The 13,680-nt window shown below is 54.1% G+C and carries 12 protein-coding genes; 4 read left to right on the top strand and 8 right to left on the bottom strand.

From position 1 onward, the window contains the following. Positions 1 to 42 precede the first annotated feature (42 nt). Positions 43 to 981 carry a malate dehydrogenase gene (gene mdh / locus EGY08_RS17735; protein ID WP_004125793.1) on the bottom strand — a complete coding sequence of 313 codons (939 nt, stop codon included), beginning with the start codon at positions 979 to 981 and terminating at the stop codon, positions 43 to 45. A gap of 413 nt (positions 982 to 1,394) precedes the next feature. Between mdh and argR the strand changes: the two genes are divergently transcribed. The 3 genes from argR (at position 1,395) to yhcN-B (ending at position 2,852) form a co-directional block, all read left to right on the top strand. After that, a complete protein-coding gene (argR, locus tag EGY08_RS17730) occupies positions 1,395 to 1,865 on the top strand; it encodes a transcriptional regulator ArgR (protein WP_004106225.1) in 471 nt (156 codons plus the stop codon). Positions 1,866 to 2,219: 354 nt separating this feature from the next. Continuing rightward, positions 2,220 to 2,483 (top strand): peroxide/acid stress response protein YhcN, encoded by a 264-nt coding sequence (gene yhcN, locus EGY08_RS17725; RefSeq protein ID WP_004106226.1) that lies wholly within the window; start codon positions 2,220 to 2,222, stop codon positions 2,481 to 2,483. Positions 2,484 to 2,585: 102 nt separating this feature from the next. After that, positions 2,586 to 2,852 (top strand): DUF1471 family stress response protein YhcN-B, encoded by a 267-nt coding sequence (gene yhcN-B / locus EGY08_RS17720; RefSeq protein WP_004125795.1) that lies wholly within the window; start codon positions 2,586 to 2,588, stop codon positions 2,850 to 2,852. Positions 2,853 to 2,902: 50 nt separating this feature from the next. On the opposite strand, the gene EGY08_RS17715 is transcribed toward yhcN-B, so the two are convergent. The 4 genes from EGY08_RS17715 to aaeX form a co-directional block, all read right to left on the bottom strand. Continuing rightward, a complete protein-coding gene (locus tag EGY08_RS17715) occupies positions 2,903 to 3,178 on the bottom strand; it encodes a barstar family protein (RefSeq protein WP_004125798.1) in 276 nt (91 codons plus the stop codon). Between the two features lie 140 nt (positions 3,179 to 3,318). Then, positions 3,319 to 5,286 (bottom strand): p-hydroxybenzoic acid efflux pump subunit AaeB, encoded by a 1,968-nt coding sequence (gene aaeB / locus EGY08_RS17710; RefSeq protein WP_049114907.1) that lies wholly within the window; start codon positions 5,284 to 5,286, stop codon positions 3,319 to 3,321. Positions 5,287 to 5,291: 5 nt separating this feature from the next. Then, entirely contained in the window at positions 5,292 to 6,224 is a 933-nt protein-coding gene (gene aaeA, locus EGY08_RS17705; protein ID WP_087829071.1) for a p-hydroxybenzoic acid efflux pump subunit AaeA, read from the bottom strand. A 7-nt stretch (positions 6,225 to 6,231) separates the two neighbouring features. Then, entirely contained in the window at positions 6,232 to 6,435 is a 204-nt protein-coding gene (gene aaeX, locus EGY08_RS17700; RefSeq protein ID WP_002918640.1) for a p-hydroxybenzoic acid efflux pump operon protein AaeX, read from the bottom strand. A 131-nt stretch (positions 6,436 to 6,566) separates the two neighbouring features. On the opposite strand from aaeX, the gene aaeR reads away from it, so the two are divergent. After that, complete coding sequence (aaeR, locus tag EGY08_RS17695; RefSeq protein ID WP_004125810.1) at positions 6,567 to 7,496, top strand: HTH-type transcriptional activator AaeR; 930 nt, start codon at positions 6,567 to 6,569, stop codon at positions 7,494 to 7,496. Here aaeR and fucR read toward each other — a convergent pair. The 3 genes from fucR to yhdP form a co-directional block, all read right to left on the bottom strand. Next, entirely contained in the window at positions 7,493 to 8,239 is a 747-nt protein-coding gene (gene fucR, locus EGY08_RS17690; protein WP_004125812.1) for an L-fucose operon activator, read from the bottom strand. The genes aaeR and fucR overlap by 4 nt on opposite strands. 58 nt (positions 8,240 to 8,297) lie before the next feature. Continuing rightward, on the bottom strand, positions 8,298 to 9,743 hold the full coding sequence (gene tldD / locus EGY08_RS17685; protein WP_004125820.1) for a metalloprotease TldD: 1,446 nt from the start codon (positions 9,741 to 9,743) through the stop codon (positions 8,298 to 8,300). 88 nt (positions 9,744 to 9,831) lie between these two features. Continuing rightward, positions 9,832 to 13,629 carry an AsmA2 domain-containing protein YhdP gene (gene yhdP / locus EGY08_RS17680; RefSeq protein ID WP_123828719.1) on the bottom strand — a complete coding sequence of 1,266 codons (3,798 nt, stop codon included), beginning with the start codon at positions 13,627 to 13,629 and terminating at the stop codon, positions 9,832 to 9,834. Between the last annotated feature and the right edge of the window lie 51 nt (positions 13,630 to 13,680).

The following is a 13,680-nucleotide window of genomic DNA, read 5'->3' as shown; positions in this document are numbered from 1 at the left end:
AAAAGCCGGAACCCAGGCTCCGGCTTCTCTTTTAATGAAGCGTTATTTATTCACAAAGTCTTCGCCAAGGGCGATATCTTTCTTCAACGTATCCAGCATCCCCTCCAGCGCCTGCTGCTCAAACGCGCTCAGTTTACCGATAGACTGACGCTGCTCTACGCCATTTTTACCTAACAGCAACGGCTGAGAGAAGAAGCGGGCATATTGGCCATCACCTTCAACATAGGCGCATTCCACCACGCCTTTCTCTCCCTGCATGGCACGAACTAAAGAGAGACCGAATCGCGCGGCGGCCTGCCCCATTGATAGCGTTGCTGAGCCACCACCGGCTTTTGCTTCAACAACTTCAGTACCAGCATTTTGAATGCGTTTAGTCAAATCCGCCACTTCCTGATCGCTGAAGCTGACGCCCGGAATTTGTGACAATAAAGGAAGAATAGTCACACCGGAGTGGCCGCCAATAACCGGAACCTCAACGTCTGACGAAGATTTGCCTTTTAGTTCAGCGACAAAGGTATTCGAGCGGATAATATCCAGCGTCGTGACGCCAAACAGCTTGTTCTTATCGTAAACACCGGCTTTTTTCAGCACTTCTGCGGCAATCGCCACGGTGGTGTTCACCGGGTTGGTGATAACCCCGACGCAGGCCTGCGGGCAGGTTTTGGCGATTTGCTGTACCAGATTTTTCACAATACCGGCATTAACGTTGAATAAATCGGAGCGATCCATTCCGGGCTTACGCGCTACGCCCGCGGATATCAGCACCACATCAGCACCTTCCAGCGCAGGGGTGGCGTCTTCGCCGGAAAAACCTTTGATTTTTACATCGGTAGGGATATGGCTAAGATCAACCGCCACGCCCGGAGTTACCGGAGCGATGTCGTACAACGAGAGTTCTGAACCTGAAGGCAGTTGGGTCTTAAGTAGTAGGGCAAGCGCCTGGCCGATTCCACCAGCGGCGCCGAGGACTGCAACTTTCATCCTAAACTCCTTATTATGGTTAAAATAGTCTTTCGTTACTCCGTCGCCTGGACCTTAATTCACAAGATGAACAATTACAATAATTATGGCTGAAGAATGCGTGGTCGTGCGCAGCGATGCAGCAGCTTCGCATTTTCCTCCCTGAGACTGACCATCCAGCAAAGCGTAGTACCGGATCGACTATTGGTTACAATACACCCAGCGCATTGAGCAGAACAACATCATTTAATAACATTTCATTTACTTTTGTAGCAATTTGCGCGCCGTGACGAAAGCATGTTCCTTATTAGGGTTTTTTGCTAAAATATGCGCCCTTCATAACATTATTTACGCTTCTCCCCTGCGGATTATTTGCATAAAAATGCATGTTTATGCATAATGATGTTGTTTTTACCACCATAATTGGGTGACTTATGCGTAGTTCGGCAAAACAAGAAGAACTGGTTAAGGCGTTTAAAGCGCTGCTTAAAGAAGAAAAATTCAGCTCTCAAGGTGAAATCGTACAGGCTCTGCAAGAGGAAGGCTTCGATAATATCAACCAATCGAAAGTCTCACGTATGCTCACTAAGTTTGGCGCCGTACGCACGCGTAACGCCAAAATGGAAATGGTTTACTGCCTGCCCGCCGAGCTTGGCGTCCCGACGACCTCCAGCCCGCTAAAAAACCTGGTGCTGGATATCGACTATAACGATTCGGTCGTGGTTATTCATACCAGCCCAGGCGCAGCGCAGCTGATCGCCCGGCTTCTGGACTCCCTGGGCAAAGCTGAAGGTATTCTCGGCAGCATTGCCGGTGATGACACTATCTTTACCACCCCGGCCAGGGGTTTTACCGTTAAAGAGCTGCATGACGCCATTCTCGTTCTGTTTGAGCAGGAACTCTGATCCCCTCCCCTCTGGTTAACGCCAGAGGGTATCCCTTCAAAAAATTATCATTTCTTTAACATTTTGTGTGTTTTTCCGTTTCTATACATTCATTTACGTGATGAAACCCACTTAAGCGCACAAAAGATCAAATTCATATAACTTCATGATTTTATTAATCATAATCGCCTAACCTGGCAAGATTGTGACATTTCTAATTCTTATACGTTATAAAAAAGACATTTCTTTGTAATTATTTACATGAAAAACAATTAGCAAGGTATTAATATTTTCAGTGATTAGTGTATACTTGATTTTGTGATGAGGGTCACGAAACAAAGACCCCCAACAAAAAGATTCGACGAGGTGAACATCATGAAAATCAAAACCACTGTAGCAGCATTAAGCATCCTTTCCGTTCTGTCTTTCGGCGCCTTCGCCGCTGACTCTATCAACAGCGAACAGGCTCAAGGCCGTCAGGCAATCGGCACCGTTTCCGTCGGCGCGGTAAGTTCTTCCCCGATGGATATGCACGAAATGCTGAACAAGAAAGCACAAGAAGAAGGTGCTTCTTCATACCGCATTATTGAAGCACGTACCGGTGACCACTGGCACGCAACGGCTGAGCTTTATAAATAAGATTTAACGATTGTCGGTCATTAACTGAAACAGAATCTCTCCAGCGGCCCCAGGTTTATTAAGCTTCCCGCCGCTGCAAATATTAAGGTTGGAGAAAAGATTATGAAAAGCGCAATTATCATCGCATCCCTGGGTCTGGCTTCCGTTCTCTCTTTCGGCGCAAACGCTGCCATCAATCAAGTGAATGCTGAACAGGCGCAAAATCTGCAGTCCATGGGCACCGTTTCCGTTTCTCAGGTAGGCAGCGCGCCGATGGATATGCGCCAGGAACTGGCGGCTAAAGCTGAAAAAGAAGGCGCCAGCAGCTACCGAATTATTGAAGCCCGTACCGGCGATAGCTGGCACGCTACGGCTGAGCTGTACAAATAAACCCTCGTCGTCTTATCCGACGACTTGCCCCCGCTCTGTCGGGGGCTTTTTTACGACTGCCGCACATTAAAACGAAGCTCCCCTTCCAGCTCTTCTTCCGCTTCATCAAATAGCAATATTATCGCGCCAAAGCGCCGTCGCTGATTATCGCTTAAATGAATAAACTCAATCTCTAGCGGCAGGGGCAGCAGCCCTGCGGTCACCGCTTCCCACAGCGAATCCAGGTTGTTCACTTTCTCACGCGTTAAGCCAAAGGTACGTGAAAACTCACGATAAAAATCCTGCTGTTCAGCTATTTCATCAAAATCAAAGGTATAGGTAGTCATTGCCCGCATCCTGTCCACACCTGCAACTTTTCATAGCCCGGTCATCCCGGCGTGTAGTTCCACTCTGACGGTAGAATTCATACTCAGACAATTAAGTATAGCGATAAAAAAACCGACGCTTCAGGCGTCGGTTCTGGCGGCTAGCTATTGGTTAATACATGCTGGTACTTATGCAGCATCTCCACCAGCCTTCGCACCGGCTCGGTCACCTGCGGAGAGGCTTCCCAGAGCTGTAATTTTTGCTGGTAAATATCCAGCTCATTAAGCAGGCGGGCAAAATAGTAGCGGCGCTTATCATCGCTACTGGCGGAAATGACGCGATCCGCCGTACGACGCAACTGCCGGTGGAATACCGACAGGTCGTCATTTATCGGTACTGGCGCGTCGCGCAGGCGCTGATGCGCAATAATCAGGGTCAGCGCCAGACGAAAGCGGGCGATATCGCCGGGAAATTTATTCAGCAACAAAAAGAGCTGGCGATACAGGGCCGGCAAATGGTTTTCCTTTCGTCGCGCCGTATTGGTGGTCAGCGATGATACCGCCGCCGAGACAAACTGGTTGAGCAACACGCGACCGGTGCGAGCCTGAGAGTTATCGCGAACCAGTAAAATCACCATCAGCGCGAGGAAACACCCCACGATCTGGCCTAAGGCGCTATCCAGAAATTGGTTGAATTGAAACTTCATCGGATTATCCAGCACCAGAATATTAATGGTGCTGGCCAGCGCCCCCAGCGAACCCAACCGCCGCTTTTGCACCTCGATACCGATAAAAAATGCCATCACCGCCAGGCTGATACACAGCAGCAGCATACTTTGCTGAGTCGCGGGCATAATCACGAGGAAAAACAGCGCCCCCAACGGTAATGCCGCCAACGTGCCGTAGAGGAAATCGATAGCCACCATTCGCGGATTAGGCAAACGCATCGCTAAGGCAGTGACAACTGCGATCATCACCATCGCCCCGCTACCTGAAGTCCAGCCGGTCCACAGCCAGAACAGCGTACCGAGGATGCAGGAGATCGACGTACGCCAGAAGTTGACCATCGCATGATGTCGCTCGGCGGATTCCGCCTTCACCACCACTTCACCTTGCAGCACTTCCGCTTCAATACGGCTGATTTTGGTATTGCCAACCACGCCCCGCTTCAAAAGTAGATAGCGCGTCGCGGCCCCGACCCAGCTGTAGATCGTCACCGGCGTATTGTGCTCTCCCTTCCAGGTTAAAAAGCGGCGCATCCGCTTTAACTGGCGGTGCACGTCCTGCACGGTCTCAACCGGTTCAGCGAACAGCTCGCGGTAGTCATCGGTGACCATCTCAGGCCGGGTATTCTGAATCAAATAGGTTTCACAGGCCTGGGTAATTAAGGTCAAAGAGAGGGTATTGATCGCCTTCAGCCGCTGGTTCACTTTTGCCCAGCGCGAGGACTCCATAATTAAGTTTCCGCGCATCCCTTCCAGCCCGTTGGTGCGGCGAACCAGCGCGCTCCAGGCCTTATCGACTTCGTCTTTATCGGCATACGCCACGCAAAGCTGCATCAGGCGGTATTGATCGATCAGCAGGTTATCCAGCTCAAGGTCGATCTCTTTTTTAATCGACCGCGGCGAAAATAGCAGGTCGGCCACGATAGCGCTGACGATACCAACAACAATTTCACTGCACCGTTCGACGGCGAACTGCGGCGCCAGCATCGGCTCTTCGTGGATAGTGATAATAATGATAAGCGCGGTATAGCCCGCCAGGCCCCAGGCATAGGAGTTCTCAACCCGCACCAGAGAGGAGATCCAGGTACAGAACCCTGCCCACAGGCAGCAGACCAGCACCATCAGCAGCGGGGCGCGGATCATCAGGATGATAATCGCCAGCGCGGCGATACAGCCGATAAAGGTACCGACAATACGCAGCATCCCGCGATAGCGGATAGCCCCGGAGTAAGGCTCTCCGCCGGCGGCAAACGCCGGGCCGGCGGCCACGATGGCCGCGGTAAGCACCGCCCAGCGCGGTGTTTCCAGCTGAAAGTGAAAACCGACGAATAACGCCAGCACCACCGCACAGGCTAATTTAATGGCAAAGCGGAGATGCCGGGGTTCGATGGTGAAAATCCCCATGGCGATTAACCGAACTCACGCAGGCGCATCGCCAGTTTCTGGAAGAAACTTGTCCGGCTGGAATCGCGGTCGTCTTTACCAGTAATCACCACCGTCGCCGTCGTCCCGGCCGGCCAGAGATTACCTTGCTGCTGGTCAAGGTGAATACGTACCGGCACCCGCTGTGCCAGGCGTACCCATTCAAGATTAGAGTCAATAGAGGCCAGCCCTTTCGTATCGCTACTGCTGCTGGCATTGGTCACCCCAGCAGCAATGCTGTCGACGGTGCCTTTAAGGGTTTGCACGCTTCCCAGCGGGGTAATTTCGGCGCGGAAGCCAGGACGCACGCCCTCAAGCTTGGTCTCTTCCAGGTAGGCCATCACATAGAAGGTATTCTGCTTGACCAGCGCAACCGCGGTAGAACCGCGGGTGATAAACTCGCCGCTGTAGACGTTCAGGTTCGTCACCCAGCCATCAGCCGGAGCGCGAATGACCGTGCGTTCAAGATCAAGCTTCGCCAGATCGCGACTCGCGATCGCTTTTGCCAACTGATGCTCAACGGTTTGCAGAACGTTATTCGCCTGGTCAATCTCCTCCCGGGACATGGCCTGGACGCCAAGGCGGTTACGACGGCCGGCTTCAACGCGCTTCTCCTGCGCCAGAGTCTGGTAATAGGAGACATCGGCTTCAGCCTCAGCTAAGGCTTTCTGGTAACGCGGCTGATCAATGACGAACAAAACCTGGTCTTTCTTAACCAGTTGGTTATCCTTGATATTCACCTGCGAAATCAGGCCGGAAACATCGGGAGCGATGGCCACAATATCCGCACTAAAGCGCGCATCGCGCGTCCACGGCGAGGCGGTGTAATACACCCATGCGCGAAAAATCGCCAAAAATGCCAGGATAACCAGTATCACAGTGATTGCGGTACGGAGGATATTTCTTGTTAGTGTTTTCACATCTACCTCAAACGAACAAACGCGATATCAGATAAAACAGGCAGCAATAGAGCGCGGTATTAAACAGTGCCGGATGCCAGACAAAATCATAGATGCCGGTCGGAACCAGCAGGCGATGCACCAGCCAGAAGATGGCGAGCGACAACAGCAACTCAAAGAAGATCGGCGGAAACGACAAGCCGAAAATCACAATGACAGGAAACAGACTCATGATGACCTTGATAAGAAGCGTACAGGTGATATGCGCGATGCGTTTATTATTAAGCTAACTATATAGTAACGTAACAATTGCGGTCTTATCTATAATGTGTGATCTAAATCACTTTTAAGCCAGAGTGAATAATGGAACGATTAAAACGCATGTCCGTTTTTGCCAGAGTGGTGGAATTAGGTTCATTTACCGCCGCGGCCCGCCAGCTCCAGATGAGCGTTTCTTCCATCAGCCAGACGGTAGCCAAACTGGAAGATGAGCTACAGGTTAAGCTACTCAACCGCAGTACGCGCAGCCTGGGCTTAACAGAAGCGGGAAAAATATATTATCAAGGCTGTCGGCGGATGCTGTTCGAAGTCCAGGATGTCCATGAACAGCTATACGCGTTTAACAATACGCCCATCGGTACGCTGCGCATCGGCTGTTCTTCAACTATGGCACAGAATGTCCTGGCTCGCATAACCGCCGATATGCTCAAAGAGCACCCGGGGCTCTCCATAAACCTGGTCACCGGCATCCCGGCGCCGGACCTGATCGCGGACGGTCTGGACGTGGTGATTCGCGTGGGAGCGCTGCAGGACTCCAGCCTCTTTTCCCGCCGTCTGGGCTCTATGCCAATGGTGCTCTGTGCGGCGAAAAGCTATCTCCAGCACGCCGGATGTCCGGAAAAGCCGGCGGATCTCGCCAGCCACTCCTGGCTGGAATACAGCGTCCGGCCGGATAACGAATTTGAAATCATCGCTCCGGAAGGCATTTCAACCAAGCTGATCCCTCAGGGCAGATTCGTCACTAACGATCCAATGACGCTGGTGCGCTGGCTGACGGCAGGCGTCGGCGTAGCTTACGTTCCGCTGATGTGGGCGATCGAAGAGATCAACCGCGGCGAACTGGAGATCCTGCTGCCGAGCTACCAGTCCGATCCGCGACCGGTATACGCGCTGTATACCGAGAAAGATAAGCTGCCGCTGAAGGTACAGGTATGCATTAATTACCTGACCGAGTATTTCGTCGGGGTGGCAAATATTTACCAGGGTATGCACGGTCGGGGAATAGCCCGCTAGCGTCCAGAGCCTGCGAAAAAGGGTAATAACGCATTATCAGGCCCGGCATCGGAAATAATCTGCGTCACGTCGCGGAGATTGCCGATGTTCACCTCGCCGGAGCGATGAAATTTGCTTTTGTCGATTAACAATAGCGACTGTGCCGCCCGTTTCAGGAGCAGCGATTTGTAAGCGGCATTATTGGCGCTGGAATCCCAGAGAACGCCGTCGTTATCGATCCCCTCGCAGGAAAAAATGAACAGATCGATCTCCAGCGATTTGACCTGCGATAGCAGCGCAGGGTTAACGTAATAGCCATATTGACGCTGAAGCTGACCACCGGCGCTGATCAGCTGGATCCGTTCACGGCGGCCCAGCTCTACGCAAACCGGGTGGCTATTGGTAAACACCGTCAGGTTAATATTCGGTAGCTGACGCGCCAGAAACCAGCAGGTTGAGCTCGCATCCAGCGCGATCGTCATGCCTTCATCAATCCACGCCAGCGCGGTACGGGCAATATCAGATTTATGGGCATAATGGCTTTTCACGCGGCTATGAAACGGCTTCTCGCCACTGTGATTATCGCGCAGGAGAACGCGCGCCTGCCCGTGGCTACGCTGAATACTCCCCTGTTTCTGCAGCTCGCTCAAATCGCGACGAACGGTCTCGATGCTGACCTGCAGAAGCTGGGATAACGCTTCAGTGGTTAGGGTGCGGTGCTGACTGAGTAACTCGACTATCTGCTGCTGACGCGCGGCTTTCATCGCGACCCCGCGGAGGTGATGTGCGCTTTCGCCGCGAGCGAAAGCGCATTGAGAGATATCAGGCGGTGCCGCCGACGGTGAGTTTATCCACTTTGAGCGTTGGCTGACCAACGCCAACCGGTACGCTCTGGCCCTCTTTGCCGCAAACGCCGACGCCGCTGTCCAGCTTCAGATCGTTCCCCACCATCGAAATCTGCTGCATCGCTTCGATACCTGAGCCGATGAGCGTCGCCCCCTTCACCGCTTTGGTCACTTTGCCTTTTTCAATCAGGTAGGCTTCAGACGTGGAGAAGACAAATTTCCCGGAGGTGATATCCACCTGACCGCCGCCAAAGTTCGGCGCGTAGATGCCGTAATCGACCGATTCGATAATCTCCTGCGGCGTGGATTTCCCCGCCAGCATGTAGGTGTTGGTCATACGCGGCATAGGCAGGTGCGCGTAGGATTCGCGACGACCGTTGCCGGTTGGCGCCACACCCATCAGCCTGGCGTTGAGCTTGTCCTGCATATAGCCTTTGAGAATGCCGTTTTCAATCAAAACGTTATACTGGCCCGGAGTACCTTCGTCATCAATGGCGACGGAGCCACGACGGTTGGCAATGGTGCCATCATCCACCACGGTGCACAGCTCAGAGGCCACCAATTCGCCCATATGGCCGCTGAATACCGAGGTCCCGCGACGGTTAAAATCGCCTTCCAGTCCGTGACCGACGGCTTCATGAAGCAGCACGCCAGGCCAGCCCGCCCCCAGCACAACCGGCAGCATTCCGGCAGGCGCTGCGACGGCGGTCAGATTGACCAGCGCCATACGCACGGCTTCTCTCGCCCATACATCTGCGCGCACATCGCCATCCTGCGAGGCCAGGAAATAGTCATAGCCAAAGCGACCACCGCCGCCGCTAGCGCCGCGCTCGCGTTTGCCATCCTCTTCCACCAGCACGCTGACGGAAAGACGAACCAGCGGGCGCACGTCCGCCGCCAGCGTGCCGTCAGTGGCGGCAACAAGAATTAACTCATAGACGCCGGTCAGGCTGGCGGAAACTTCCTGCACCCGTTTATCGGCCGCGCGGGCGGTTTTATCTACCCGGCGCAGAATATCCAGCTTCTCTTCCCGACTCATGCTTTGCAGCGGGTCGATACTGGTATAGAGCGAGCTGTGCTCCACTCCGCCGAGGGTATGAACTTTACCATCGCCGTGGTCGCGTACAATGGTACGCGCCGCCTGCGCGCTCTGTTCCAGCGCCAGTCGGCTAATCTGGTCCGCATAGGCAAAGCCGGTTTTTTCCCCGCTCACCGCACGGACGCCGACGCCCTGGTCGATATTGTACGAACCATCTTTAATGATGCTGTCTTCAAGAACCCAGGACTCGTGATAGCTCGACTGAAAATAGAGATCGCCGTAATCCAGACGGCGCTCGGCCAGTTGGCCAAGAATGGTAAACAGATCCTGATGGTTCAGGCCGTTTGCCAACAGTAATTGTTCACTTACCAGGTTCAGACTCATCGTTTTGCTACTCGTTTGTTGCCGCCTCTCGGGCGGAAATAAAATAGGTTCTCTATTGAGAGTGCGGTAATTACGCACAATCGTCAAATCATTGCTTTTTGTCACTTCGCGCCTGGCGCAGAACTTCGTTAATTTGCGGCTGATCGATAGGACCGGTGATGCGATAGCGCAGAATAGAAACTTTATTCCACAGCGGCCCCAATACCTTGCTGGCGGCAAAGACCGCGGCGCCGATTATCGGGTTAACGGCAAAGGCTGCAGCGACGCCCACGGTCGCGGAAATTTCCGGCGCGACCACGGCCTGCATATTCAGCTGACGGCGGACAAGATCCACCGACCCTTTCATGGCAATATCCGCTTCCAGGCCATCAACTAGCGTATCGTCGGTATGGAGAACGCCGTCTTTAATCCACGCCGTACTGCGAATGGAATCGAAGTAGAAACCTTCGCTGAAGGTATCGCTAAAGTCGAAACGCAGCTTGCGCAGCAGCGCGTCAACGCTCAATAAACGCAGTAGCTGGCCGGCATGACCGGTGCTGAGATCGGTAAACTCGCCTTTCCCAAGACGGCTTTTAAGGATCCCGTTAAGCGAGGCAACGTCGGGCTGCCACGGCGGCGCACGCCAGTGGAGGTCATAATCAATATCAAACGAAGAACCTTTTACCGGCGTGGATACGCCGAAGAAGTTCACGAAATCATCGGTTTTATTACCGTGCAGTTTACCTTTTAAAGAGGTTCGTACGCTCGCCGGCGCGCTCACCCACACGCCATCGGTCGTCAGGCGGCCAAAACCGGTATCCACCAGGCCATTCGCCAGCGTCAGGGTATCTCCGCGAATAGTGAAATCGCCTTCGATGCGACCATATTTTTGCCCCCACAGCCAGCACTCGGCGCAGCGAAGCTGAAGGTCCGGCCAGCCGTGGAAATCCATTTTTGCGTCTGCCAGAGGGCCGCTGCTTTTTTCCGTCCCGCCGCTTTTCGCTGCAGTGGGGTTGTAGTAGAGATAGCGAATGGCTGCCAGCCACGGTGCGTTTTTCCGCATTGTCAGGGTGGCGTTAACTTCACGTCCCTGGGCTTCAATCTTCGTCCCTCCGGCGCCGGGTTGGGAAACAAGGCTGACGTTATTCCAGCTCTGGCCCGCCATCGTTAACACCGGCGTACGCAGCGTGACCTGCTCGGGGAAAATCATATTGCTGCTGACGTCATTGGCCGCGCCGCCCTGGAACAGCGCCAGCCACTGCGCACCATCCATCGGCGGCATATTCAGCTCCACGCCAGGCTGCCCGGGGAGTGGAGACACGGCTTTACTGTCAGTGGTTAAAATAGCGCGGTCCAGAGTCAGCTTATGACCCAGCAGCCAGCGGCTATTGATATGATTTTTCGCCCCCACGGAGCCGGCCAGAGTAAAGCTGCTTAGGCCGCCATCAACCTTAATGTTTACCGGTAGAGGCTCACCGGCCCGTTTATCGACCGGTGCAGGTAAGTGACTACTTACATTCTTCAGGTCAGCGTTAACATCCACCTTATAGCTAGCGTTACCGCGATACGGAAGCTCAATCGCGACTTTACCGTCCCAGGGCACGCTACCGCTCAGGGTGCCATCCAGGGCTTTCGGCAGTAAACCGGTACGCGCGGGCTGCCAGTTGGCGTTCATCCCGACGTCTACCAGGAATGCTTTTGCGCCTTCGGTGGTCGAGAAATCGATATTCAGCGGCTGATTAAACCAGGTCGCGCTCATCGGTTCGCTTTTCAGGTCGCCGTTTACAAAGCTGAATTTACCGTTCAGGTTCTGCAATGTGGTATCAATAGGCTTGATAAATAAACTGTTATTGTCCAGCCGGACATCACCCTTAGCGGTGGTCATCTCGCCATCCAGGGGAATATCAAGATGTAAGCGAGCGCTCACATTACCGTCCAACTGAAGCTCATCCAGCGCCGCGCCCAGCGTCTCTTTCAGCGGCGTCTCGTTAAAATAAGGACCAACCTCTTTACCCGGACCGTTAACATCGGCATCGATTAATAACTTTTCACGCGAATAGTCGGGGATCACCGCATCGAGATTGCTGGCGGTCACTTTGCCGAGCATTGCCTTATCGGCCTTCATCCATAGTCCGTCATTGATAAAGTTAAGGTCGATATTCAGGCCGGTTAGCGCAGGCCAGTCAGGCTGAAAGGCAAAGGTGGCGTTCTTTAGCGGCACAGTGACCTGGAATTGCCCCTCATTATGCTTATACGGGAAAAGGTGCGGGTTGCCGCCATAAGCCAGCGTGGCATCAGTGGCCTGGCCGCCTTTAATCGCTCCGCTGAGATAATCCACCAGCGCTTTGCCCATCAGATTTTCCGGGAAGTAGCGCCATGCCTGACCGCCGTCGTTGGTACTGATACCGGCCAGAATACCGAGCCAGGGTTCATCGCCCTGCGGCTGCAGATAGCGGAACCCGCCGCGGGCACGAACACCGGTAGCCTGTACGTCGATGTCGCGACCATCGAGCATAAAACCTTTGTCATTCTTCACCCAACTGAGGGTCGCATCGCCCTGGGCGATTTCCAGCGGCGCGCGAAAGACCGTTTCATAGGGCATTTTCGCCTGCGCCATGCGGGCATGCAGGGTACCGTTTTCCACGCTGCCGGCAATGTTGCCGGAGAAATGCTCCGCGCCGGGCAGCAGCTTCCACTGCTTCCAGGACATGTCGCTCCAGTCCGCCTGGAAACGCGTTTTTTCCGCCATCTGTAGCGGAATATCCAGCGCCAGAAGGTTGATTTTGCCGTCCGGCTGCGTCGTACGCCAGATTTCGCCCAGCGACGGTGCCAGTTTATCCGCCATCGGCTGCAGCCCGGTCAGGCCGCTAAGGTTAAGATTGCTGGCGCGAATGCGCAGCTCATCGCTGCGTTGACCATTTTTTCCCCCCACATCCTGAGCCGGGATCCACGCCATCGACAGCGCGCCGCGCGGCCAGGGTTTATCATCCATCGAAATGCGCGTATCCGGGATGTCAAAGCCCCAGCTTTGATTATCGCGATAGATGTGCGCCGTCAGATTATCAACCGAGAGATGATGCTTATCTTTATCACCCTGCCAGCTGGCACCGCCTTTTTTCAGCCATACATCCCCGCTGGCGACGTCGCCTTTGTCGATGGTCATCCAGCCTTCAAGGCTAAACCGCGCGCTCTGCAGGGCGATGTTGTCCTGCATCCAGCGACCAAGCCATGGCTTAACGTCGATATCATCGGCCTGAAGCCAGACGCGCCCCTTATTGAGCAAGCCGTCTTCATCGCGCAGGTCCATGCGCACCTGCATCACGCCATGCTGGCCGGTCAGGCTGCTAAGGCTAAGCTGCCCCTCAGCGCGATGGCGATTTTTACCGTTCAGCCAGGTAAGCTGCGGGATGGAGAGCTCTGCCCGCTGGCCCGAGATCGTCAGGAAGCTCAGATGGCTATCGCGAAGAATAAAGTGGTCGAACTGGCGGAGAAAAAGATCGCTGATACGGTCGGTTTTCAGCCCTTCACCGCCGTTATTGGTTTGAATAGGAGTATTGGTATGAATCTGCAGCTGCCAGAAGGTCAGATCGCGAAACTGCCAGCGCATATGCAGCAGGCTTTGCCAGACGTCGAGCGCCAGAGTGACGCGCTTGACGGAAAGCTCACCGCCGTCATTCAGGCCGGCCTTAACATCGCGGACATCCAACGTTGGGCCAAAAGTCTGCCAGCTGGCGACAATGTTTGAGGCATCGACCGGCACGCCGGCCATCGCGGAGACTTTTTCCAGCACCTGCGGACGCCAGCTGTTCAACTGCGGCAGAACGAGACGCAGACCGCTCACCAGCAGTGCGACGACAACAATCAATGTTGCCGCGGTGAGCAGTAATATCCCGGGCAGTCGCCTCACGCATCTCTCCTTGTCAGCCTGTTACGCGTCATCCTTTCGCCCGCCTCTTTA

It is taken from the genome of Klebsiella sp. FDAARGOS_511, from assembly GCF_003812845.1.
Classification (GTDB): domain Bacteria; phylum Pseudomonadota; class Gammaproteobacteria; order Enterobacterales; family Enterobacteriaceae; genus Klebsiella; species Klebsiella grimontii.
This window is presented reverse-complemented; position numbering and strand designations above follow the sequence as displayed.

Excerpts from the sequence above, each read along its gene's own strand:
- mdh (WP_004125793.1), bottom strand. The coding sequence starts at position 981 with ATGAAAGTTGCAGTCCTCGGCGCCGCTGGTGGAATCGGCCAGGCGCTT.
- argR (WP_004106225.1), top strand. The coding sequence starts at position 1,395 with ATGCGTAGTTCGGCAAAACAAGAAGAACTGGTTAAGGCGTTTAAAGCG.
- yhcN (WP_004106226.1), top strand. The coding sequence starts at position 2,220 with ATGAAAATCAAAACCACTGTAGCAGCATTAAGCATCCTTTCCGTTCTG.
- yhcN-B (WP_004125795.1), top strand. The coding sequence starts at position 2,586 with ATGAAAAGCGCAATTATCATCGCATCCCTGGGTCTGGCTTCCGTTCTC.
- EGY08_RS17715 (WP_004125798.1), bottom strand. The coding sequence starts at position 3,178 with ATGACTACCTATACCTTTGATTTTGATGAAATAGCTGAACAGCAGGAT.
- aaeB (WP_049114907.1), bottom strand. The coding sequence starts at position 5,286 with ATGGGGATTTTCACCATCGAACCCCGGCATCTCCGCTTTGCCATTAAA.
- aaeX (WP_002918640.1), bottom strand. The coding sequence starts at position 6,435 with ATGAGTCTGTTTCCTGTCATTGTGATTTTCGGCTTGTCGTTTCCGCCG.
- aaeR (WP_004125810.1), top strand. The coding sequence starts at position 6,567 with ATGGAACGATTAAAACGCATGTCCGTTTTTGCCAGAGTGGTGGAATTA.
- fucR (WP_004125812.1), bottom strand. The coding sequence starts at position 8,239 with ATGAAAGCCGCGCGTCAGCAGCAGATAGTCGAGTTACTCAGTCAGCAC.
- tldD (WP_004125820.1), bottom strand. The coding sequence starts at position 9,743 with ATGAGTCTGAACCTGGTAAGTGAACAATTACTGTTGGCAAACGGCCTG.